Annotated in this window: 14 protein-coding genes and 1 tRNA gene; 11 read left to right on the top strand and 4 right to left on the bottom strand. The window is 69.5% G+C overall.

What is annotated here, in order from left to right:
* Positions 1 to 657: 657 nt before the first annotated feature.
* Positions 658 to 1,272, bottom strand: a complete 615-nt coding sequence (locus AC1DHY_RS12105; protein ID WP_476879012.1) for a TetR/AcrR family transcriptional regulator — start codon at positions 1,270 to 1,272, stop codon at positions 658 to 660.
* 262 nt (positions 1,273 to 1,534) lie between these two features.
* Here AC1DHY_RS12105 and AC1DHY_RS12110 point away from each other — a divergent pair.
* The 11 genes from AC1DHY_RS12110 (at position 1,535) to sufU (ending at position 19,629) form a co-directional block, all read left to right on the top strand.
* Positions 1,535 to 1,606: transfer RNA gene (locus AC1DHY_RS12110), tRNA-Gln, on the top strand.
* A 230-nt stretch (positions 1,607 to 1,836) separates the two neighbouring features.
* Positions 1,837 to 3,327, top strand: coding sequence for a bifunctional UDP-N-acetylglucosamine diphosphorylase/glucosamine-1-phosphate N-acetyltransferase GlmU (gene glmU / locus AC1DHY_RS12115; RefSeq protein WP_476879004.1), 1,491 nt, complete (start codon positions 1,837 to 1,839; stop codon positions 3,325 to 3,327).
* A gap of 5 nt (positions 3,328 to 3,332) precedes the next feature.
* Positions 3,333 to 4,313 carry a ribose-phosphate diphosphokinase gene (locus AC1DHY_RS12120; RefSeq protein ID WP_138769945.1) on the top strand — a complete coding sequence of 327 codons (981 nt, stop codon included), beginning with the start codon at positions 3,333 to 3,335 and terminating at the stop codon, positions 4,311 to 4,313.
* 209 nt (positions 4,314 to 4,522) lie between these two features.
* Positions 4,523 to 5,146 carry a 50S ribosomal protein L25/general stress protein Ctc gene (locus AC1DHY_RS12125; protein ID WP_476880555.1) on the top strand — a complete coding sequence of 208 codons (624 nt, stop codon included), beginning with the start codon at positions 4,523 to 4,525 and terminating at the stop codon, positions 5,144 to 5,146.
* Positions 5,147 to 5,243: 97 nt separating this feature from the next.
* Complete coding sequence (pth, locus tag AC1DHY_RS12130) at positions 5,244 to 5,831, top strand: aminoacyl-tRNA hydrolase (protein ID WP_476903681.1); 588 nt, start codon at positions 5,244 to 5,246, stop codon at positions 5,829 to 5,831.
* Between the two features lie 285 nt (positions 5,832 to 6,116).
* On the top strand, positions 6,117 to 8,774 hold the full coding sequence (locus tag AC1DHY_RS12135; RefSeq protein ID WP_476903682.1) for a helix-turn-helix transcriptional regulator: 2,658 nt from the start codon (positions 6,117 to 6,119) through the stop codon (positions 8,772 to 8,774).
* Complete coding sequence (locus AC1DHY_RS12140) at positions 8,761 to 11,490, top strand: helix-turn-helix transcriptional regulator (protein ID WP_476903683.1); 2,730 nt, start codon at positions 8,761 to 8,763, stop codon at positions 11,488 to 11,490. Before AC1DHY_RS12135 ends, AC1DHY_RS12140 begins: the two co-directional genes overlap by 14 nt.
* 246 nt (positions 11,491 to 11,736) lie before the next feature.
* Entirely contained in the window at positions 11,737 to 14,451 is a 2,715-nt protein-coding gene (locus AC1DHY_RS12145) for a helix-turn-helix transcriptional regulator (RefSeq protein ID WP_476878857.1), read from the top strand.
* A 60-nt stretch (positions 14,452 to 14,511) separates the two neighbouring features.
* Entirely contained in the window at positions 14,512 to 17,307 is a 2,796-nt protein-coding gene (locus tag AC1DHY_RS12150; protein WP_476878856.1) for a LuxR C-terminal-related transcriptional regulator, read from the top strand.
* Positions 17,308 to 17,838: 531 nt separating this feature from the next.
* Entirely contained in the window at positions 17,839 to 19,146 is a 1,308-nt protein-coding gene (locus tag AC1DHY_RS12155) for a SufS family cysteine desulfurase (RefSeq protein ID WP_476878855.1), read from the top strand.
* A gap of 12 nt (positions 19,147 to 19,158) precedes the next feature.
* A complete protein-coding gene (gene sufU, locus AC1DHY_RS12160) occupies positions 19,159 to 19,629 on the top strand; it encodes a Fe-S cluster assembly sulfur transfer protein SufU (RefSeq protein WP_476903684.1) in 471 nt (156 codons plus the stop codon).
* Positions 19,630 to 19,736: 107 nt separating this feature from the next.
* Here sufU and AC1DHY_RS12165 read toward each other — a convergent pair whose 3' ends face one another.
* The 3 genes from AC1DHY_RS12165 to AC1DHY_RS12175 are packed head-to-tail and all read right to left on the bottom strand — an operon-like array spanning position 19,737 to position 22,047.
* Positions 19,737 to 19,958 (bottom strand): SCO4848 family membrane protein, encoded by a 222-nt coding sequence (locus AC1DHY_RS12165; protein WP_476878853.1) that lies wholly within the window; start codon positions 19,956 to 19,958, stop codon positions 19,737 to 19,739.
* Positions 19,959 to 19,961: 3 nt separating this feature from the next.
* The gene (locus AC1DHY_RS12170; RefSeq protein WP_476878852.1) at positions 19,962 to 20,459 is read right to left on the bottom strand and encodes a DUF2505 domain-containing protein; all 498 of its coding nucleotides are present in this window, start codon (positions 20,457 to 20,459) and stop codon (positions 19,962 to 19,964) included.
* Between the two features lie 46 nt (positions 20,460 to 20,505).
* The gene (locus tag AC1DHY_RS12175; protein ID WP_476878851.1) at positions 20,506 to 22,047 is read right to left on the bottom strand and encodes an SDR family oxidoreductase; all 1,542 of its coding nucleotides are present in this window, start codon (positions 22,045 to 22,047) and stop codon (positions 20,506 to 20,508) included.
* Between the last annotated feature and the right edge of the window lie 74 nt (positions 22,048 to 22,121).

Consider the following 22,121-nt stretch of genomic DNA (forward strand, 5'->3'; position numbering starts at 1 on the left):
CCGATTGGGGTGGGGGCGCCGTGTCGCGGCCGCGGGGGCGCCGGGCGCGGGGTCGCCGTCGTGACACCCTGAGTGTGAGCTCGGTCGCGGCAGGGCACCTGTGCTGCGGGGGATGGGCATGCCCGTCCTGCGCCTCGAAGGATGGACATGCCCGTCCTTGCCTCTCAGAGCTTCCGGACGTGCCCAATCCTTACCCCGGCGGATGGACATGTCCGTTACCAGCTTCGAAGAATGGACATGCCCGTCCGTGTGCCTCGGGGTCGCCGCGCATGCCCAGTCTTGGCGCCGACGGATGGACATGTCCGTTATTAGCTTCGAAGAATGGACATGCCCGTCCCTGTTCTTCGGGGTGTCCGGACATGCCCACTCTCAGCCCTGGCGGATGGGCATATTAGGTAGATGTCCAATGGCCGAGCCCAGGGATGGGCATGTCCGTCGGGTCGGGCGAAGGATGGGCATGTCGGTCCGAAGTGATTCTGGGCGACGGGGCATGTCCCGTGGTGCAAGCGGCGGATGGTTATGTCCAGTCTGAGGTGCGAAGAATGGGCATGTCCGTTCGGAGGGTTCGGGACCGATGGGCATGTCCGTCTGTCCAGGGCGACGCAGCGCCCCACCCACCGGCGTCCCACCCAACCGGACCCCGCACCAGCCAGCCGCCTACTCCGCCGCGCTGCCGTCCCCGCTCCTGAGTTCCGGCTCTTTTCGCAGGCCGGTCAGGCCGTTCCAGGCGAGATTCACCAGGTGCGCGGCGACCTCGCGCTTGTCAGGGGTCCGGCTGTCCTGCCACCACTGGCCCGTCATGGCGACCATGCCGACCAGCATTTGTGCGTACATCGCACCGTCGGCGGCGCTGAACCCACGCCGGGCGAACTCGTCCGCGAGGATGTACTCGACGCGCGCGGTGACCTGGGAGAGCAGGGTCGAAAACGCGCCCTCGGGCTGCGACGGCGGGGCATCGCGCATCAGGATGCGGAAACCGTCGGTCCGGTCCTCGATGTAGCCCAGCAGTGCCAGGGCGGCCCGTTCGACCAGGACGCGGGGTTTTGCTTCTTCGGCGAGGGCGGCGTTGATGGAGCCGAGCAGGATCCGGAATTCGCGCTCGACCACTTGGGTGTACAGGCCCTCTTTGGACCCGAAGTGTTCGTAGATGACAGGTTTTGAGACCCCGGCCGCGGCGGCGATCTCGTCCAGCGTCGTGCCGTCCAGGCCCCGGAGTGCGAAGAGCCCGCGGCCGACGCCGATTAGCTGGGAGCGCCGTTGGACCCCGGTCATCCTCGGCTTGCGGATTGGTTCAGGTTCCCCGGTGGGCCGGTCGGTACGGTGGTCCGCCCCCCTGGCCGCTCCTGCGCTGTTGCTCACAGCACCATCATGCCCTACCGCCCTGCGGCCCGAGCCGAGCCCGAGCCCGCCACCAACCGGAGCCACCGGCCCACCCCACCCCACCCCACCCCCGCCCCAAAACCCCAAGTCGCACCGGCAACAGCCTTCGTGGCAGAATTGACTCTTGTGCCACAGGCTTACGGCCATGGCATGGTCCGCTCTGGTGTAATGGCAGCACCCCGGCCTTTGGAGCCGTGGAGTATAGGTTCGAGTCCTATGGGCGGAACTGCCGCGGGCGCCGGCGGCCGGGAGGAACCGGTCCCGGCGGGCCGGGGGCGGCGGCAGTCCAGTAGGATGAACGGGACGCCGTGACCGGAAAGTGGTCCGGCGCTGCCGTGCCGAGCCGGCAACAAGCGAGCCGGCAACAAGGTGGACCACCGGGCTGATGTCCAGGGGTCCGCCAGATCCACCGAGCAGCGRCACTGAGTCAGGCCACTGAGCAAGGAGAGCCCGTACGTGAGCCCCGAGAACACCGGCCCAGCCGCCGTCATTGTCCTAGCTGCAGGCGCCGGTACCCGGATGAAGTCCCGTACCCCCAAGATCCTCCACGAAATCGGCGGACGCTCGCTCGTGGGCCACGCCCTCAACGCCGCCCGCGCCATCGACCCGCGTGAACTGGCCATCGTTGTCCGGCACGAACGCGAGCAGGTCGCCTCGCACATCGCCGGAATCGACCCGCAGGCCCTGATCGTTGACCAGGACGACGTTCCCGGCACCGGCCGCGCGGTCGAAGCCGCCCTCGAGGCCCTCGACGCCCGCCAGCCCGACGGCGGCCTGAGCGGCACCGTCGTCGTCACCTATGGCGACGTGCCCCTGTTGACCGGTGCGCTGCTGACCGAACTGGTCGCCGCGCATGAGGCCGCGGGCAACGCCGTCACCGTCCTCACCGCCGTCCTCGACGACGCCACCGGCTACGGCAGAATCCTCCGCGGCGCGGACGGCACCGTCACAGGCATCCGCGAACACAAGGACGCCAGCGACGCCGAACGCCAAATCCGCGAGATCAACTCCGGCATCTACGCGTTCGACGCCGGCGCGCTGCGAGGCGCGCTGGCCCACGTCACCACCGACAACGTCCAGGGCGAGAAATACCTCACCGACGTCCTCTCCCTGGCGCGCGACGCCGGGGGCCGGGTAGCCGCCGTCGTGACCGGTGACCGCTGGCAGGTCGAGGGCGCCAACGACCGGGTTCAGCTCTCCGCCCTCGGCGCGGAACACAACCGGCGCATCGTGGAGGCCTGGATGCGGGCCGGCGTCACCGTCGTCGACCCGGCCACCACCTGGATCGACGCGACTGTGACCCTCGACGAGGACGTCCGGCTGCTCCCCAACACCCAGCTGCACGGCGCCACCACCGTGGCCCGTGACGCCGTCGTGGGCCCGGACAGCACCCTCACCGACGTCCAGATCGGCGAGGGCGCCAAGGTCACGCGCACCCACGGTTCCGGCGCCGTTATTGGCGCCAACGCCAGCGTCGGCCCCTTCACGTACCTGCGCCCCGGCACCCGCCTCGGCGAGACCGGAAAGATCGGCGCGTTCTACGAGACGAAGAACGTCACCATCGGCCGCGGCTCGAAGCTCTCCCACCTCGGCTACGCCGGTGACGCGGAAATCGGCGAGGACACCAACATCGGCTGCGGCAACATCACCGCCAACTACGACGGCGAGAAGAAGCACCGCACGATCATCGGTTCCGGGGTGCGCACCGGGTCCAACACCGTATTTGTGGCCCCGGTCCAGGTGGGCGACGGCGCCTACAGCGGCGCGGGCGCCGTGATCCGCAGCGACGTCCCGGCAGGCGCCCTGGCCGTGTCCCTGGCCAAGCAGCGGAACTCCGAGGGCTGGGTGGTTTCGCACCGTCCGGGCTCCATCTCCGCCGCGCTGGCCGAGGCAGCCGGCACCACCCCAACATCTTCCAGTACTCCGGCATCGACAGAAGAGGGCTAGCAAACATGAGCGAAATTACGGCACACGGGGAGAAGAAGCTGGTGCTCGCCGCCGGGCGGGCACACCCTGAGCTGGCGCGCGAGATCGCCAAGGAGCTGGGCACCGAACTGCTGCCCCTGGACGCCTACGACTTCGCGAACGGCGAGATCTACGTCCGGGCCGGCGAGAGTGTCCGCGGCACCGACGCCTTCGTGATCCAGGCGCACCCGGCCCCGCTGAACAACTGGCTCATGGAACAGCTGATCATGATCGATTCGCTCAAGCGGGCCTCCGCCAAGCGCATCACCGTGGTCTCGCCCTTCTACCCGTACGCCCGCCAGGACAAGAAGGGCCGCGGCCGCGAGCCGATCTCCGCCCGCCTGGTCGCAGACCTGTACAAAACCGCGGGCGCCGACCGGATCATGAGCGTTGACCTGCACACCTCGCAGATCCAGGGCTTCTTCGACGGCCCCGTGGACCACCTGATGGCCATCCCGCTCCTCGCCGACTACATCCGCACCCGCGTCGGTTCGGACAACATCACCGTCGTCTCCCCGGACACCGGCCGTGTCCGCGTTGCCGAACAGTGGGCCGAACGCCTCGGCGGCGCCCCGCTGGCGTTTGTGCACAAGAGCCGGGACCTGACCGTTCCCAACCAGGCCGTCTCCAAGACCGTCGTGGGCCAGATCGAGGGCCGCACCTGCGTGCTGATCGACGACATGATCGACACCGGCGGAACCATCTCCGGCGCCGTCCAGGTGCTCAAGAACGCCGGCGCCAAGGATGTCATCATCGCCGCCACCCACGCAGTGTTCTCCGATCCCGCCTCGCAGCGGCTCGCGGAGTCCGGCGCCCGCGAAGTGGTGGTCACCAACACCCTGCCGATCTCCGCCAACAAGCACTTCCCGCAGCTGACGGTCCTCTCGATCGCGCCGCTGATCGCCCGGGCCATCCGCGAAGTGTTCGACGACGGCTCCGTCACCAGCCTCTTCGACGGCAACGCCTAGCCCCGTGCCGGGCCCCGTTTCGCTAAACGGGGCCCGGCACTGCTAAACTCTTTTTCGATACCTTGGCGAGGGAGAGCACCGGAATTCCGGTCTCCGTTATCGACTGGGTCTGAATCTCCCTTCTGATGGGCGGCCCGTCCGCCCCGCGTTGAAGGTCGCTGACAGACCTCCGCCCTTGCTGAACACCGTTCATCCCACAGGAGATTTCCATGTCTGAGCAGAAGCTCGCAGCAGAAGTACGCACCGAATTCGGCAAGGGCTTCGCCCGCCGCGCCCGCATGGCCAACCTGATCCCGGCCGTCATCTACGGCCACGGCGCCGAGCCGATCCACATCACCCTGCCGGCCAAGGCAACCACCCTGGCTGTCCGCACCGCCAACGCCCTGCTGTCCCTGGACATCAACGGCGAAGAGCGCCTGGCCCTGGTCAAGGACATCCAGCGCAACCCGATCAAGCAGATCATCGAGCACATCGACCTGCTGACCGTCCGTAAGGGCGAAAAGGTCACCGTCGACGTCCCCGTGCACGTCACCGGCGAGGTCGCCCCGGGCAACGTCCACAACCTCGAGATGACCACCATCTCCCTTGAGGCCGAGGCAACCCACCTGCCGACCGCCGTCGAGGTCAGCGTCGAAGGCCGCGCCGCCGGCGAGCACATCCACGCCTCCGACGTCGTGCTGCCGAAGGGCACCGTCCTGCTGGCAGACGCTGACGCCCTGGTGGTCAACGTCTCCGAGGCCGTCGAAATCGTCGAGGAAGAAGAGACCGGCGAAGAGGCTCCGCCCGCCGAAGCCGCCGAAGGCGAAGAGAACTCCGAGGCTGCTGCCGAGTAATTCCGGCGTATTCTCAGGTGGCCGGGTCCCAGTGGGGCCCGGCCACCGTCGTCTCTGCCCCGCCCCTGGCCCGACGCCCCCACGAAGGATGGATCCAATGACTGATACCTGGCTGATCGTAGGCCTCGGCAATCCGGGGTCCGAGTATGCCCACAACCGGCATAACGTCGGGCAGATGGTGCTCGACGAACTCGCACACCGGGTGGGCGGCGGCTTCAAGTCCCACAAGTCCCGGGCCCAGGTCCTCGAGGGCAGGCTGGGCATCGGCGGTCCCCGGGTGGTGCTGGCGAAGCCGATGAGCTACATGAACGTCTCCGGCGGCCCCGTCTCCGCGCTTTCGAAGTTCTACGACATCGGACCGGCCAACGTCATTGCCGTCCACGACGAGATCGACATCCCGTTCAACACCATCAAGCTCAAGATCGGCGGCGGCGAAGGCGGCCACAACGGCCTGCGCGACATCTCCAAGGCGCTGGCCACCAAGGACTACCTGCGGGTACGCGTCGGGGTCGGCCGTCCGCCCGGCCGGATGGACACCGCCGATTTTGTGCTTCGTGACTTCTCCGGGCCGGAGAAAAAGGAACTGCCCTTCCTGATCGACTCCGCCGCCGACGCCGTGGAGGCGCTGGTCCGGGAGGGCCTGCAGCCGGCCCAGCAAAAGTTTCACCCCGCCAAGACCCCCTAGCGGGGAGGGCCGCCTTCCGGCGCGGTCCGCGTGCTGACCCGCGTAGCCGGGCCCCGATACGAAGCCCGCGTGTCAGGGCCGGATGTCCCTACCAACAGTGCCGTTATGCCGTTATGATCGCTCTACTTTCCTGTCGGGGGATGGGGTTAGGCTACTTCTAGGCGGACGGTATTGGGGCCGCCCGCAGAGCGGTACGAAGGAAACTGGATGTCGAGGGATTCACTGGGCTGGGGAAATGTTTCCACTGCACTGCCACGTGCCGACGTTCATCAGGCTGGGAGGCCGGTGAGCAGGCACGCGTGGTCCGGGCTGGCACGCGGCGCTGACGCCGACCGTGTCCGGCACGACCTCGCCGCGCCCGGAAGCATGGGCGTTGTCATCACCGGCGACCGGGGCGTCGGAAAGTCCCTCGTCGGCCGCAGTGCACTGGCCGGTTTTGGCCCCGACGTCTTCACCCTGCAGCTGCGGACCTCCGGCCCGGCGACGCCTTACGGCTGCCTCGCCTTTACGCTCGCGCGGCTGCCGCAGAGTGCCCTCGGCTCGCCCACCGCCATCCTGCACGGCATGACCTCGCTGATCCGCAACGACGCCGGGGGACGCAAGTGCGTGATCCTGCTGGACAACGCCGGGTCCCTGGACGAACAAAGCACCGGTGTGCTGCTGAACCTGCTGCAGACCGGGACGGCACGGCTCGTGGCCACCGCGCAGCGCACCACGGACCTGCCGCCGGACTTCTACTGGCTCATCACCTCCGGGCAGCTGGCGGAGGTCCGGCTGTCCACCATGACGGAGATCGAGACCCAGGAAGTGCTGCAGGCCGCGCTGGGCCACCGGGTTTCCACCGCCCTGGCGAGCCAGATGCATCAGCTGGTCGGCGGCAGCCCCACCCTGCTGCAGGCTGTGGTGTCCGAACAAATCGAACGCGGCAACCTGGTGCTCGCCGGCGAGGTATGGACCCTGGTGGACGAAGTTGTCCTCGACGGGAGGACAGCGCTGGAGGACATCGTCAGGGCGCGCTATGCCCGGGAATCGCCCGAGGCCCGGGAAGTGATCGAGGTCCTGTCCTGTGCCCGCAGCATGTCCCTGACCAGGCTGGCCCGGATGTACGGCCCCGGGTTGATCGCGGACATGGAAGAGGCCGGCCAGATCGTCGTCGACCGCACCGACCAGCACCACGTGACGCTGGGGGACCGCTACCTGGGGGACATCGTCCGGAACTGGCTCACCGTGGAACGCCGGCTGGAACTGCGGGACAAGGTGCCCGGGCACCAGGCCCATGAGCTCGCGGAGCTCACGGTGGAGGACCTCCTGGCCTACGCCGCGTGGACCCACGACTGCCATGCCGAGCTTGCCCCCTCCCACGCCCTGGCGGCAGCGCAGGCCGCCGTCCTGCTTTTCGACCCCAAGTTCGCCCTCAAATGCGCCGGCGACATCAGTCCCAGCGATAAGGAATGGTCCGCCGGGCAGCAGCAGAAAGCCGCCGCCTACCTTCAGCTGGGCCTTCCGCTGCAGGCCATGTCCTCCCTTGATGACATCTCCGAGGAACAGATCAACCGGCTGGAACCGGAACCGTTCGCCGACCTGATCACGGCCAAAGCCGATTGCATGGCCTGGCTGGAGGACCGCTGCGGGAAGGTCCCCGAACTGATCCGGCAGGCAAGGCTCCGGCTCCAGGATTTCGGGCAGGAATCCGCCCCGGCCGACTCCCTGGCCCGCGCCGGACTAAGCCTGGACCTGTGCGAGTTCAACTACCTCTCCTTCGTTGGCGACTACGAACCCATGATGGAGCGGCTCAGCGCGGCCGCCGCGTCCTCCGACGCCGACGCCCTCGACCCGGTCCACCGGCTGCGGGCCTCGATCATCCTGATGGAAGCCCTCTGCATGACCGGCAAGGAGGTCGAGTCCCGGCAGCTGATGCGCGAGATCGGCGGCCGGCTCGGTGAATGGTCCAACGTTCCCCGGATCCGGGAGAACTTCGCCTGGCGCGCCTTCAACGTCCTGCTCCTCTCCGGCCAGTGGCGCCAGAGCATCGACATGCTCAAGGATGCCAGCGGCCGGGCCGGCCACGGCCTCCACTCCGGGAGCGCCGCGACCGACCTCGCCGTCGGGCTGGCCTACGTGTACGCGGGCCGGGGCTACCTGGCCCTGGACCCGCTGCTGGCCGCCATCGCCCAGCTTGAGGTCCGCACCAGCCTGCACGCGCTCCGGCAGGCCTACGCGGCGACCGCGTTCGCCTACGCCCAGACGGGCAACTCCATGCAGGCCACCGTCTACCTGGACCGGGCCCGGTCCGCCGACGGCCCGGCCCGCTTTGTGGTCAGCAGCTCCACCGAGTTCTGCATGGACATGGCCTCGCGCTGGCTGGGCGACCCGAACGCGAAGGACCGGCTGGTGCACGCCGCCGAAGGGCACTACCGCCGCGGCCGGTACACCCTGGCCGGGATCTGCATGCTGGGGGCCACCGTCAACGGCACCGCGAAGGACTTCCACTTCATGGAGGACATCGCCGGCTTCCGGCAGGGACCGCTCGCCGAACTGTCCAGGCTGGTGGCCGTCGGGAGCCGCAAGAAGGACGCCGCCACCATGCTGGCGGCCGCCGAACTCTCCGCCACCATGGAGCTCGACGCCGTCCAGGCCCGGTGCGCCGCGCTCGCCTTCGACTTTGCGAAGGCTGCCGGGCTCGCAACCAGCGCCACCGCAGCACACAAAATGCTGGAATCCCTGTCCGAGTCCGTTCCGACGCTTCCAATCGTTCCCCGGACCCAGGGCCCGCTGCTGACCGACCGGGAACGGCAAATCGCGGCCCTCGCCGGAAACGGGGTCTCCAACAAGGACATCGCGCTCGAGGTGGGCATCTCGATACGGACCGTGGAGGGGCACCTTTACCAGGTCTTCACCAAGCTCGGGGTGTCCTCGCGGAGTGATTTGCTTGGACTCATCTAGAGCCAGCGGGGAGAACCCCGCCGCAAAGCGCCCTGCCCTCGCCGGCCGGGCGGAGGACGTGACATCCGCCGTCGAGTCCCTGCAGGGGGGAGCGCACGTCGCGGTCCTGCTCCTGGGCGACCACGGGATCGGCAAGTCATCGATCATGGAGACCGTGGCTGCGGAGCTCGGCGGCCACATGACCCCCGTGCGCCTGCACGGCAGCCCGGCGCTGAGCCACGTCCCCTACGGCATCCTCGCGCCGTTCATCGTGGACCTGCCCGTGGAGGAGGCCACCTCCCAGCTGGCCGTGCTGCGGACCTTCTGGAGCTATCTTGAGGGGCAGCGGCGGGCCACCCAGAAGCCGCTCCTGTTGCTGGTGGACGACGCCCACGACCTCGACGAGTCCACCGCAGGTGTCCTCGTGGAGCTGGCCGCGGCCGGCTGGGCGAAACTCCTCGTCGCGGCCGCCACCCGGCCGGGCCTGCCCGAGCCGCTCCTGCAGCTCTGGTTCGAGGGCATCGCCGAACGGCACGACCTCCGGCCCCTGACCCGGGAACAAACGGACGAACTCCTGGCCCAGAAGCTCGGCCCGCAGGTGGTCTCGAACGCCGCCGATGTCCTGTGGGAGGCGTCCGCGGGCAACCCGCTGCTGCTCAGCTGCCTGATCGACGACGCCAAAAGTGACGGAACGCTGCTGCAGCGCAACGGGGTTTGGCTCCTGACCCACCAGCTCAACAGCCACGGCGAGCGGCTGACCGACGTCGTCCGCCGCCAGCTGCTGCGCCGCTCCTCCGAGGAACGCAAGGCGCTGAACCTCGTGGCGCTCGCCGAGCCCGTGTCCCGGCGCCTGATCGAGGCGTTGGTTGATGAAACGGCCGTCGCGTACCTGATCGAGCAGGAGCTCATCCGGGTTGCGGACACACCCGACCACGAGCTGCGCCTGTGGCATTCGGTTTACGGGGACACCATCCGGAACCTGATCTCACCGGCCCGCAGCCTCGAGCTCCGCCAAAGCCTGCTGCGGCTTATGGACCGCGAACCAACCTCCGCCGAAGGGCTCCTGCGCCATGTCAGCTGGTCGCTGGAATGCGGCGTCGAAGTCGAGGACCGGCAGCTGCTCCGGGCCGCGCTCCTAGCCAGCAGGCTGTTCGAAGACGACCTGGCCCGCAGGGCAGCCTCCCAGGTCCGGGACCCGGACCTGCAGATTGCCGCGCGGTCGGTGATAGCACGGACGCACTACAACAGCTCCCAGCATGCGGCGGCACGGGACATCCTGGAGGCGGACTTCGCCAAGGGGACCACCGTCGCCAGCCTCCTGACGGGCTCGCTGCTGTGGGCCGCGGTCCTGTCCGCGCTGGGCCACAGCCCGGCCGAGATCATTGACCGCGCCCAGGCGCTGGTGCACGCCGGGGAGCGGCTCGCGGCTGCCAACCCGGCCACCGCGGACGTCATCCTCGCCGCCACCCGCGACCGAGTGCGTACCATCCGCAGTATGGTCCTGGCGCTTGCCGGCGACGGCGGCGCCGCCGGTTCGCTCGACGGCGGCGCCGCGGCGTCGGACGGGAGCGGGGATCACACGGGGGAGCGGCCGCCCGCCAGCAACCTGGAAAAAGCCTTCCGGCTGGCCCTGGAAGCCGAGCAGCTCCTGGTCCAGGGCAAGCCGGAGAGCGCCTACGCCGCGGCCCGGTCCGCGCTGGCAGCGGCCGGCGACCAACACGACGAGCTCTACTTCCTCTCGGACTTCCTGGTGGTCCGGGCCGTTACGGCAGTCATCCATGGCGGGGACTGGGGCGCCGTGGAGAACCTGCTTGGCGGATTTGTGGCGGCTTTTGGCCCCAGCCTGATCTCCTTCGGCGGCGGGGTCCATGCCGCTACCGGCATCGTCCTGCTGTACCAGGGGAAATCGCTGGAGGCCAAGCGGACCCTGCGCGCCGCAATCGAGGCGCTCCGCCTCTCGGATCCCCAGCAGTTGTTCTCCGTCACGGCCGCGATGGCGTTCGCCGCCGCGGCCGACGCCGGTATTCCGGACAAGGCTGCCGGGCACCTCGCAGACTATGAAGCCGCCATGCCGGTCGTTTCAAGGTACCTGCGGACGCTGTCCGAAATGGCCGTGGTCTACGGCAAGGCCCGGCTCGGCGGGCTCGGGCATGCGGCCGAGGAGCTGGAGCGGCTCGGACGGCCGGACGGGGCCGGCAACACCGCCGGGCTCGAGTTCGACTCCCTCTTCTTCCGGCTGGCCCTCGGGGACCTGTCAGCGGCCGGGCGGCTGCGCGAACTCAAACCCCAGCTCGAAGGCCGGCGTGCCGCGGCCGTCTGCGGCTACGCGGAGGCACTGGGGACGGAGCGGCCCGCGGATCTGATGGACGCCGCCAAGCGTTGCGAGGACGCCGAGCTGTGGGGTTTCGCCGCGCAGGCGTACGGGGCCGCAGCAGGCGCCTACCGCGCGGCCGGGGACGGCCTCCGGGAACGTATGGCGGCGGCGCAGCGGCAGCGCTGCCAGGACTACGCCCAAAGCCTGCCGGGCGGGGAACCTACCGGCCAGGGGGACAGCCTGGGCCTGCTCACGCGCCGGGAGCGTGACATCGTGGCGCTGGCCATCCGGGGGCTGAGCGACCGCCAAATCGCCGCCGACCTGCATGTTTCGGTCCGCACGGTCGAGGGCCACCTGTACCGCAGCTACGCCAAACTGAACATCAAGGGACGCGACGAGCTCCGCCAAATCGCCGCCGAGTAGGTGTTTGCCGCCTTGCGCGCCCGCACCTCGCCGACTGCACTCTAAGGCCCCGGCCGACTACTTGGTTTTCTACTCCGGGACGGCCGGGGATTTCTGAGTACTGCCGGGTAGGAAGGCATCCGATACCCGCCCGGCATTCGAGTACTACCTACGGATGCCGTGGCATTGGCCGGTCTCTAGCGTGGACCTATCACTGGTTAAACATTGATAGCAAAGGTCTCTCCTATGTTTCAGCAAGAAGCTGGCGTGCCTGCCGGCAGCGGTAAATCGGACGTGGTCTCTCCAGCGCAACGGGCAACCCGGGGGAGGCAGGAAAAGCCCTTCACCCGGCAGCAGACAGTTTCGGATATCGTCGAAACCCTCACAGGGGGTGCGGGGTGCGGCGTCGTGCTGGTCGGGGAGCACGGGGCCGGAAAGTCCTTCATTGCCCAGCGTGCCCTGGAACAGCTGGCCGATGACTACCTGGTGGTCCAGGTCCGGGGCAGCTCCATCGCGTCGAAGCTGCCCTACGGGGCACTGAGTGTCCTGCTCAACGACCTCGACGCGGCCCACCTGGAGCACCCCCTGATGGTGTTGCGGGGCCTCACGCATTTGCTCCAGACCAAGGCGCAGGGACGCCCCATCATGCTGTTCGTGGACAACGCCCACGACCTCGATGACCTCTCGTGCATGATGGTGGCCCAGCTCAGCGCGGGCGGCCACGTGACCCTGCTGGCGGCCTGCGTGGACCTGCACCATGTGGGCAGCGACATCATGGGCCTCTGGAAGGATGACATGCTCCGCCGCGTGGACGTGGCGGCGTTCGACTTCGGCGAGACCGTGGCGACACTCAACCAGGAATACGGCGGCCACTTCTCGCAGTCGGCGGCCCGTGCGCTGTGGAGCGCCAGCGGCGGGAACGCCCTGTTCCTGCATTCCCTGGCACGGGAACAGATCAAGCTCGGCACGATTGTCCAGCAGGAAGGGGCGTGGGTGCTCGACGGGCGCCCCATCGCCCTGACCGGAGAGATCCGGGACGTCGTCAAGGCGCGGCTGAACCGGCTCAGCCCGGGCCAGCGCGATGTCTTTGAACTGCTCGCCCTCGCCGGCTCTGTCCCGCTGCAGACCCTCATGAGGATCTTCAACCCGCAGGACATGGACACCCTCCAGGAGCGCGCCCTCATCCAGGTCAGCCACGACCATCCGCCCATGGTCAGCGTCGCCAATGCGGTCACCGGGGCCATCGTGGCCAGCGTGGTTCCGCCCGGCCGCAGCGCGGAGCTCCGGCGCCGGCTCACTGCCGTGCTCACGGACGCCGAGCTGGCCGACGCCGGCGCGGCCACCAACCTCGCCTGGTCCCTGGACTGCGGGGAGCGGATCAGCGCCGAGACTGCCCTGGCCGCCGCGCACCGTGCCAACAACGGCTCCGACCCCGAGTCGGCGCTGCGCTTCATCCAGGAAATCGAGGGATGCGGGGGACTGGCGGGGGCCGCCGTCGAAACGGTCCGCGCCCACATCGCCGCCAACGACAACGAGTCGGCGCGAAGGGTGCTGCACAGCCTGGACGAACCCGCCGGGGGCGAGTACCCGCTGCACGAGTGGGTCGCGCTGCAGCTCCTGCGGGTGGAACTGGACCAGCGCAGTCCGATGGCCGGTGCCGGGGCGCTCGCCACACTGGGCCGGGTCAGGGAACGGCTCTACGGTCTTCCCGTGCAGAGCTCCGCCGCCCTGGAACGGTCCCGCGGGCAGGTGCGCCTGGCAGAGGCCAAGCTCGCCGTCTTCGAGGGCCGCTACGAGGACGTCCTGGCGGTCCGGGCAGGCCTGGACCCGGAGCTCGACAGCGAAACCGGCCTCCAGACCGCGAGCCTGCTCTGCGAGACGATGGCCGTCGGCGGCAACGTGCTGGGCGCCATGGCGCTGGGCAAACAAATCATGGCCGCGGCCGCCACCCTCCCGCTGTCCGACCGCACGGCCCGGGAGATCCGGGGCCGGTTCCTCCTCCTGTTGCTGCTGTCCGCGAAGTTCCGGGAGGCGGCGGCGTTCATTGCGGCCGCGTCAGGCTCGGCGGAGCCGCAGTCCCGGCTGGGCGGGATGTTCGAAATCGGGCAGGGTGTCCTGGACCTGCATGCCGGGCGCCTTGAGAGCGCAATTCCGTGGCTTGAGGCCGGCATGTGGCAGCTCCGGACCCAGGACCCGGACGGGCTCTCCGGCCTGGCGACGGCCGCGTGTGCGTACGCGGCCGGGCTGTCCGGCGACGAGGAACGGGCCATGGTGCTGCTCGAGGAAGTGGCGCAGCCGCAGCGGCACAATTCCTGGCTGGTCGGCCGGATGACGCGCTACTTCGAGCTTTCCGCGATGGCGGAACTCGGGCAGCGTGCCGCTGCCATCCGTGCGCTGTCCGCCGAGGCAGGCAGCGAGGCCGACGCCGGCGCGCCGGCTACCGCACTGCTCTTCCTGTCCGCGGCGGCCAGGCTGGGGGACCGCCAGCTGTGCCAGCGGTTGTCCGGGCTGGCCGGCCAGGTCTCGGGCCAGTTTGCCCAGCTCTGCCAGCGCCTGGCCGACGGGGTCAAGGACGGCTCCGGCGAGCAGTTGCTGGCAGTGGCTAAAGACGCGGACGCCGCAGGGAACGCCATCTTTGCCCGGGACGTGGCGCGGCGGGCGGTGTACTGCGCCAACGAAGCCGGAAACCGGATCGCGCTGCGCATCTCCCAGCGCACCGAGCAGTCCCTTGATGACAGGTTCGGCAACCCCGGCAACGGGCTGCACTCACTGACCACCTCCACCCTGACAGCCCGGGAGTGTGAAGTGGCGGTCCGGGCCGCCGCGGGAACATCCAACCGTAAGATCGCCGAGCAGATGCACGTCTCGGTCCGGACAGTGGAAGGCCACCTCTACCAGGTCTACTCGAAACTCCACGTCGCCAGCCGATCGGAGCTCAAAGATGTCATCGCAGCGCCGTCGGCCAGTGCCCGCATCGGCTGACCAGGACCTCAAGACCCCGGGTGCCCCGGGGCCGCTTGAGCATGGCCTGGGAGGCTGGCCATGGAAAGCCTGACAGAGGCGGCCGCCCTGATCGGCCGTTCGGGGATCGTCCGGGAGATCGTGCACTGCCTGCGCGACGAAGGCCGAACTGGGGCGCTGATTGTCGGCAGCGCGGGGTCGGGCAAGACCGTCGTCGTCAAAGCCGTGCTGGCCGAGCTTCGTCCGCAGGGCCGGGTGATCAGGCTCGGTGCGACCCCGGCGCTCGCGGCCGTTCCGTTCGGGGCCCTGGCACCGTACCTGGCGGGCCTGCCGTCCCATGACCTGGACTCCTACCCGGCCGTGCTGGGCGCCGTGACGGCGAGCCTCCGGTCCGAACCGGCCCTGGCGCTGTTCGTCATTGACGACGCCCAGCACCTGGACCAGGGGACCATCCAGCTGGTGGCGCAGTCTGTGGCCACCGGCGCGGCCCGGCTGCTCGCCAGCTGCCGTCCCGGTCCGCTGGTCCCCGAAGAGTTCCTGGCCCTGTGGGGGGACGGCATCATCTCCAAGTTCGATCTGCCGGCCCTGAGCCGCGCCGAGGTGCACCAGCTCTGCGAGCAGATGCTCCAGGCGGATGTCTCCCCATGGGTCAGTGAACTCTTCGCCCAGCTGACTGAGGGCAGCCCCTCAATGCTGACATCCCTGGTCGAGCACGCACGGGCCACTGGAGCCATCGGCCAGCGGCACGGAACCTGGTTCCTGCTGGCCCGGCCGGACCTGGGTGACATTCCGGCCGCGGACCTCGTGGACCATCAGGTCCGGTCCATGCCGCCGGAGGAGAGGACAGCGGCGGCCATCGTCGCGCTCGCCGGCCCGCTGTCCCTCGGCCAGCTCCTCAGATTCAGCAGCCCCCGGGCCGTCGATGCCCTCGAAATGGCCGGAATCATCCGGATCTCACGTGACCACGACCGCATCGTCAGCCCGGCCAGCCCCGTCATCGGCGAGATCATCCGCACCCGTGTGCCCGCCGGCCGGAGCGCCAGCCTCCGGTCCAGCCTGCAGTCGCTGCCGCGGGTCGGGGCAGTGGTTCCCGACGCCGTCCAGAACCAGTTGCGCTGGGCGCTCGACGCCGGCACGGATCCGGCGGATGCCGAGCTGCTGGACGCCGCATCCGCGGCGAACATCCGCCTGGACGCCGCCACGGCACTCCGGGCAGCGGGGGCCATCCGGGAGGAACGCCGTCCGGAGACCGGGGTCCAGCTCGCCTACGCGCACTACATTCTCGGCGCGGACGAAGACGCGGCCGCAGACCTCCTGGCCGCGCAGCCGTTCCCGTACGGGCGCGCCGCGTATCTCGGGGCACTCCTGGCCCACCGGCTCGGCGCCCTCGTCCCGGAGATCGACATCCAGCCGCAGGGGGCAGCGGGCTCCGCGGGAACCGGTACAGCACCCCTCGGGGCGGCCGTGGCCGGCGCAGCACCCCCCGGGGAGGCCGGGGCGGCGGAGACCGGCGCCGGCGCCGGTCCACCGGAGCAGCCGGGGTGGGCAGCACCAGCTACGGGACTGGCCTGCGCCGTGCTGGCGGAGGAGTGGTCGGGGCGTCCGGCCGAGCTCGCGGGCCGGTTGCACGAACTCATCGCCGCCGCCGCAGGGAATCCCGAAATCCGGGTCCCCGCGCAGTCCCGCCTCGCCGCCCTCCAGACCGCCCAGGGGTTCACGCTGGCGGCCCTGAGCCTTCACCGGGAGGCCTGGCGCGGGGTCAGGGACGACGGCGTGGCCCTTCCCCTGGTGTACGAGGACGTGCTGGGCCGGCACTGCCTGTGCCTGATCCGCGCCGGGGAATGGGAGGAACTCGCCACGGTCCTTGACGACTATTCCGCGGGTCTTCCCTCCCGCCTGCTGAACAGCGGCGGCCTGCTGCACGTCATGCGCGGCTACTCCCGGCTCCGGCAGGGCCGGATCACGGAGTGCCTGGCCGAGCTGCAGTTCGGCGTGGAAGAACTCCTGATCTCGGACCCCTGGGAACTGCTCGGTTTTGCCCGGGCCATCACGGCCTACGCGGCCGCCGCCGTCGGCCGCACGGAGGAAGCCGCCGAACAGGCGGAGGCGTACCGCCAGACGGACTACCGGGAGCCGGAGACCCTCCGCCTCCTCGCCGAGGCGTACTGTGCAGCCGCGGAGTCGGCTGCCAGGTCTGCCGTCCCGGCGGCAACCGGCGTTGCCACGGGCGCGGCGATCCACCTGGTGGCGGGCGCCGCTGCGGCCGGGGACGACGGCGGAGAGGTCGGACCGGAACTGGCACGGCTCGCAGCGGAGGCGCAGCGGCAAGGCCTTCGCGCCGTGGAGACGGACATCCGCCGGATCGCCGTGCGCGGGGGGAACGCCGGGGCCGCGGAGGCCCTGGCCGCGAGCAGCGGCGCCGTCGAGGGCGCCGAGGCGAGGGCACTGCACGCCTACGCGCTGGCCGTGGCGGCGTCGGACTCAACGGAGCTGACCGCCCTCAGTGACCGGGCCATGGCCGCCGGTCACCTGCTGCTGGCCCTTGAAGCCGCCCAGCAGGCAGCACGCCTGCTGGAAAACGATCCGGAAAAATGGAAGCTCACCGCCGTCCAGCGCAAGGTGCACCAACGGATGCTGGCCACCGGCATGTCGGGCCTGCTGACCATCATCCACGGCGAGCACCACTCGGAACTGACCGCCCGGGAATCGGAAATCCTGAAGCTTGTGGCCGGCGGGGCCTCGAATGCGGAGATCGCCGAGCAACTGACCGTGTCCCAGCGGACCGTGGAGGGCCACCTGTACCGGATCTTCGGGAAACTCGGCGTCAGCCGCCGCGGCGAACTCGTGGACATGCAGAAGGACCTGCAGCCGCCATAGCCACACACCCGCCGCTCCGGCCCGCGGCCCCCGCTCCCGGGGCCAGAGTGAGCCGTGGGAACCGGACAAGTATGGCCAAGTAGTGCCGCGGACCCGCCAGGGGAGAAGTCGGGTAAATGCTACTCGTGTGAAGATAATGGCTCCACGATTGACTTAAGTCAGTCCCAAGAACCACCTCACACTCCTTCAATGGAACCGTATGGTGCCGAAACCGGCAGCCATACCCCAAAGTCGGAGCCGGCGGCGTCAGAGCCTTCTGAGACCGAGGCTCTCCCCCCAGCCGCCGCCGGCTCCCTTCAACGGTCTGCACCACTGAAAGACGTGGAAAGCGGTAACGCTGCAACTGGCGCCCCGCCCGGGCTTACCACCCGCAGGCGGGGCGCGCCAGCGTTCCGGCAGGCCCGTCCGGACCTCGGCAACAAGGCACGGCGCGGACGTGGGATAATTAGGTCTAATCTGCGTGACGTAATAGGGCTGGCCCGCCGGGACCCCTGCTGCGCCGCAGCGAAAGCCGATCCAGGAGTCCCGCCCATGGTTGCCACACCAGCCCATCTCCTCCGCTCCGCCACGGCGCTGGGCAACGAGGAAGTCATGAGGATCCGCAACGACTTCCCGATCCTGCACCGGTCCGTCAACGGGCAACCGCTGGTCTACCTGGACTCCGGTGCCACCTCGCAGAACCCGCTCAGTGTGCTCGAAGCCGAGCAGGAGTTCTACGAGCAGCGGAACTCCGCCGTGCACCGCGGCGCGCATTACCTGGCGGTGGAGGCCACCGAAGTGTTCGAAGACGCCCGCGAGACCGTGGCTGCCTTCATCGGCGCGGACCCGGACGAACTGATCTGGACCTCCAACGCCACCGAGGGCCTGAACCTGCTCAGCTACTCGTTCCTCAACGCCTCCCTGCCCGGCGCCCCGGCCGAAGCCGCCCGGTTCGCCCTCGCCGCGGGCGACGAGATTGTGGTGACCGAGATGGAACACCACGCCAACCTGATTCCCTGGCAGCAGCTGGCCGAACGGACCGGCGCCACGCTGAAGTTCATCCCGGTGGACGACGCCGGGGCCCTGGACCTCGAGGCCGCCGCCCGCCTGATCGGCAGCCGGACCCGGGTACTGGCCTTCACCCACGCCTCGAACGTGCTGGGAACCATCAACCCCGTGTCCGCGCTGGTCGCGCTGGCCCGGGCCGCCGGAGCGCTGGTGGTGCTGGACGCCTGCCAGTCCGCCCCGCACCTGGTCCTGGACGTCAAGGCCCTGGACGTGGACTTTGCCGTCTTCTCCGGGCACAAGATGCTCGGCCCCACCGGAATCGGCGGCCTCTACGGACGCTCCGAACTGCTCAACGCGATGCCGCCGTTCCTGACCGGCGGTTCCATGATCACCACCGTCACCATGGAACGCGCCGGCTTCCTGCCCAGCCCGCAGCGCTTCGAAGCCGGGACCCAGAAGATCTCCCAGGCGGTGGCGCTCGCCGCGGCCGCCAACTACCTGAACGAGACCGGCGTCGCCCGCATCCACGCGTGGGAAGCGGTACTGGGCCAGCGCCTCGTGGAAGGCCTCGAAGCGATTCCCGGGATCCGCGTGCTGGGCCCCGCTGCAGGCCAGGAACGGATCGGCCTGGCCGCGTTCGACGTCGCCGGGGTGCACGCCCACGACGTCGGGCAGTTCCTCGACAGCCGCGGGGTCGCCGTCCGGGTGGGGCACCACTGCGCCCAGCCGCTGCACCGCCGGCTCGGGCTCACGGCCAGCACCCGGGCCAGCACCTACCTGTACAACACCACGGACGACGTCGACACGTTCCTCGACGCCGTCGCCGGTGTCCGCACGTACTTCCAAGCCTAAGGACGGCCCCGTATGAGTCTTGACCAGCTGTACCAACAGATCATCCTGGAGCACTCCAAGGCACGGCACGGCAGCGGCCTGGCAGGGGCGGAAACGCCGGAGGGCGCCAGCAGCGGCCAGTCGCACCAGCTCAACCCGGTCTGCGGTGACGAAATCACCCTCCGCGTCTCGGTGGCGGACGGCAAAGTCAATGAGCTGCGCTGGGACGGGGAGGGCTGCTCGATCTCCATGGCCTCGGCCTCCGTGCTGACCGAGCTCGCCGAAGGCCTGGACGCCGATGAGCTGCACCGGGTGATCGACAGTTTCCGCGAAGTGTTGCGCTCGCGCGGCAAGGTCGCGGCCGACCCCGAGGTCCTCGGCGACGCAGCGGCTTTCGAAGGGGTGTCCCGGTACGCGGCCCGGGTTAAATGCGCCATGCTTTCGTGGGTTGCCGCGGAAGACGCCCTCGGCCAGGCCCTCGCGCACCAGGACACAACTGCCTAGGCGCCGGGCTTCCGGGCGTTAACGTCACTGGCCCGCAGCCGTTCGCGTTCTGAACATTCAGAACGCGAACGGCTGCGGGCCAGTAGCGTAATCGGGGCCGGGGCCGGTCAGCTCAGCAGTCCCGCGATCCCGATGGCCGCCGTCGCCGCCCCGAGCAGCATCGAAATGCTGACGAGGACCACATGGACGGTCAGGAAGCGGGTGGCTTTGCCGCCGGCGTCGCGCGCCCGCGGGTCCTTCATGACCCGGCGCAGGAACTGCGGCCAGACCACCAGGGACCAGATGCCGGCGATGACCAGGACAACGGCGAGGGCGGCGGGAAGCTCCACCGGCTAGTGGCTCTCGAGCCAGGCCTGGGCCTGGGTGGACTGGATGTTGAGGGCCTTGCCGACCATCGGCTCCGCCGCGTCGGCGATCTTGCCGCCCAGCAGCGGCACGGAGGAGGTGACGGTGCCCTCCAGTTCGATCCGGGTGCTGCCGCCGTCGGCGACCAGACGCTGGACGGCGTTGACGTCCAGCGGAGCGCCGGCGACCTTCAGGGAGATGGTGCTCTGCCGCGAGCCGTCGGCCTCGGGGGCCGCCCAGCTTTCCAGCTGGGTCACCTTGAGGCTCTCGCCGACGAACTTGCGGGCCAGGTCGGGCATCCGCGTCGTGGGGATGGTGCGGACGGTGGTGGTGTTGAAAGCACCGGCCGGGTCGCCGTCGACCGTGAACGATTCGAGGGTGCCGCCGACGAGTTCGCTGGTGTGGCGCAGGAAGTCCTCGTTGACAAAAACTGCCGTGACGCTCTCAACGCTGTGCGGAAGGGTGGTGGATGCACTCAGGGCCATTGGGGGTCCTCCATGGGGGGTCTGGACGTTTTGGGCTCCCAACATCTTACGCGGTTGGCTCTGCCGGTTCCGATTCGGCAGCTGGCCCTGTCTCTGCGAGACGCTGGGCCGCCGCCGCGATGTTCCGCGACATGGCGGGGAAGATGAGGCTGTGGAATGGCAGCACGGCCAGCCAGTAGAGCTTCCCGCTCAGGCCCTTCGGGAAGAAAATGGCCCGCTGGAGGTAGCGGCTGCCGGTGCCCTCAGGTTCCACCGAGAGTTCCAGCCAGGCGCGGCCGGGTGCCCGCATTTCCGCGCGGAGCCGCAGGAGCCGGCCGCGGTCGATCCGCTCCACCCGCCACCAGTCCACCACTTCACCCTCGGCCAACAGGTGCGGGTGCCGCCGGCCGCGGGCCAGGCCGGCGCCGCCCGTGAGCTTGTCCAGCCAGCCGCGCACACTCCAGGCCAGCGGCAGCGAGTACCAGCCGTTGCGGCCGCCGATGCCTTCGATGATGGTCCAGACATGCTGCGGGTCCACGGCGCTGGAGTAGCTGCGCTCATCGACGTAGACCCGGTGGCCGGACCACTCCGGGTCACTCGGCAGCGGATCGGCGTCGGCCCCCGCACTGGCCCACGTCGTCTCCACCTGGCCGTCCCGCTCCCGGCCCAGGGCAAGGGCCACGGCGCGCCGGTAGGGGGTCAGTCCGCCCTCGGGCACCGGGATGTAGGCATCGATGTCATGCTCCCGGGACACGGCGTCGTGCTGCAGGGACTCCACAAGGGGCAGCGACATGGACAGCGGAATCGGCGTCACCAGCGCCACCCAGAGCCCGGCGAGCTTCGGGGCGGGGACGGGCAGCGCCAGGACCCAGCGCAGGGGCAGCCCGGTTTCGGCCGCATACTCCTTCATCATGCCCGCGTAGCTGAGCACCTGCCGGGAGCCGATGTCGAAAGTGCGGTTGATGGGCCCCTCGAGTGCGGCCGCGCCGACCAGGTAATGCAGCACGTCCCGCACGGCGATGGCCTCGATCTTGTTCCGCACCCAGCTGGGGGCAGGCATCACGGGAAGGGTCTCGGAGAGGTGCCGGATCATCTCAAAGGACGCCGACCCGGAGCCGATCACCACGCCGGCCTGGAACACGATCGCGTCCACCGGCCCGTCGAGGAAGACCTTGCCCACGGCCTCCCGGGAGCGCATGTGCGTGGACAGGGCGGTCCCGGAGGGGTGCAGGCCGCCGAGGTAGACAATCCTTCCCACCCCGGCCGCCGCAGCAGCCCGCGCCGCCGTGCCGGCCATCTCCTTCTCCTTGGCCTCGAAGCCCGCGCCGCCGGCCATGGAATGGACCAGGTAGTAGAGGACGTCGACGCCGGCCAGGGCCTCTTCCAGCGCCGCGCCGTCATCGAGGCTGCTCTGGACCACGTCCACCTGGTCCAGCCACGGAACCCCGGCGATCTTCGCGGGCGTCCGCACCAGCACCTTCACCCGGTGCCCGGCCTCGAGCAGCCGGGGAACCAGCCTGCCGCCGATGTACCCGGTGGCTCCGGTGACCAGCACCGTCCTGGCGGCCGAAGCCGGGGGAGTGCCGTTCACCTGGGGAGTGCCGTTCATGGATGGCTCCTTCTCGTCGGGGATGTCAGCTGGCGCCTATAAGTGGTTCGGAGCGCCGGCCCGGCCGGACTGCA

It is taken from the genome of Arthrobacter sp. 05L44 (assembly GCF_056397605.1).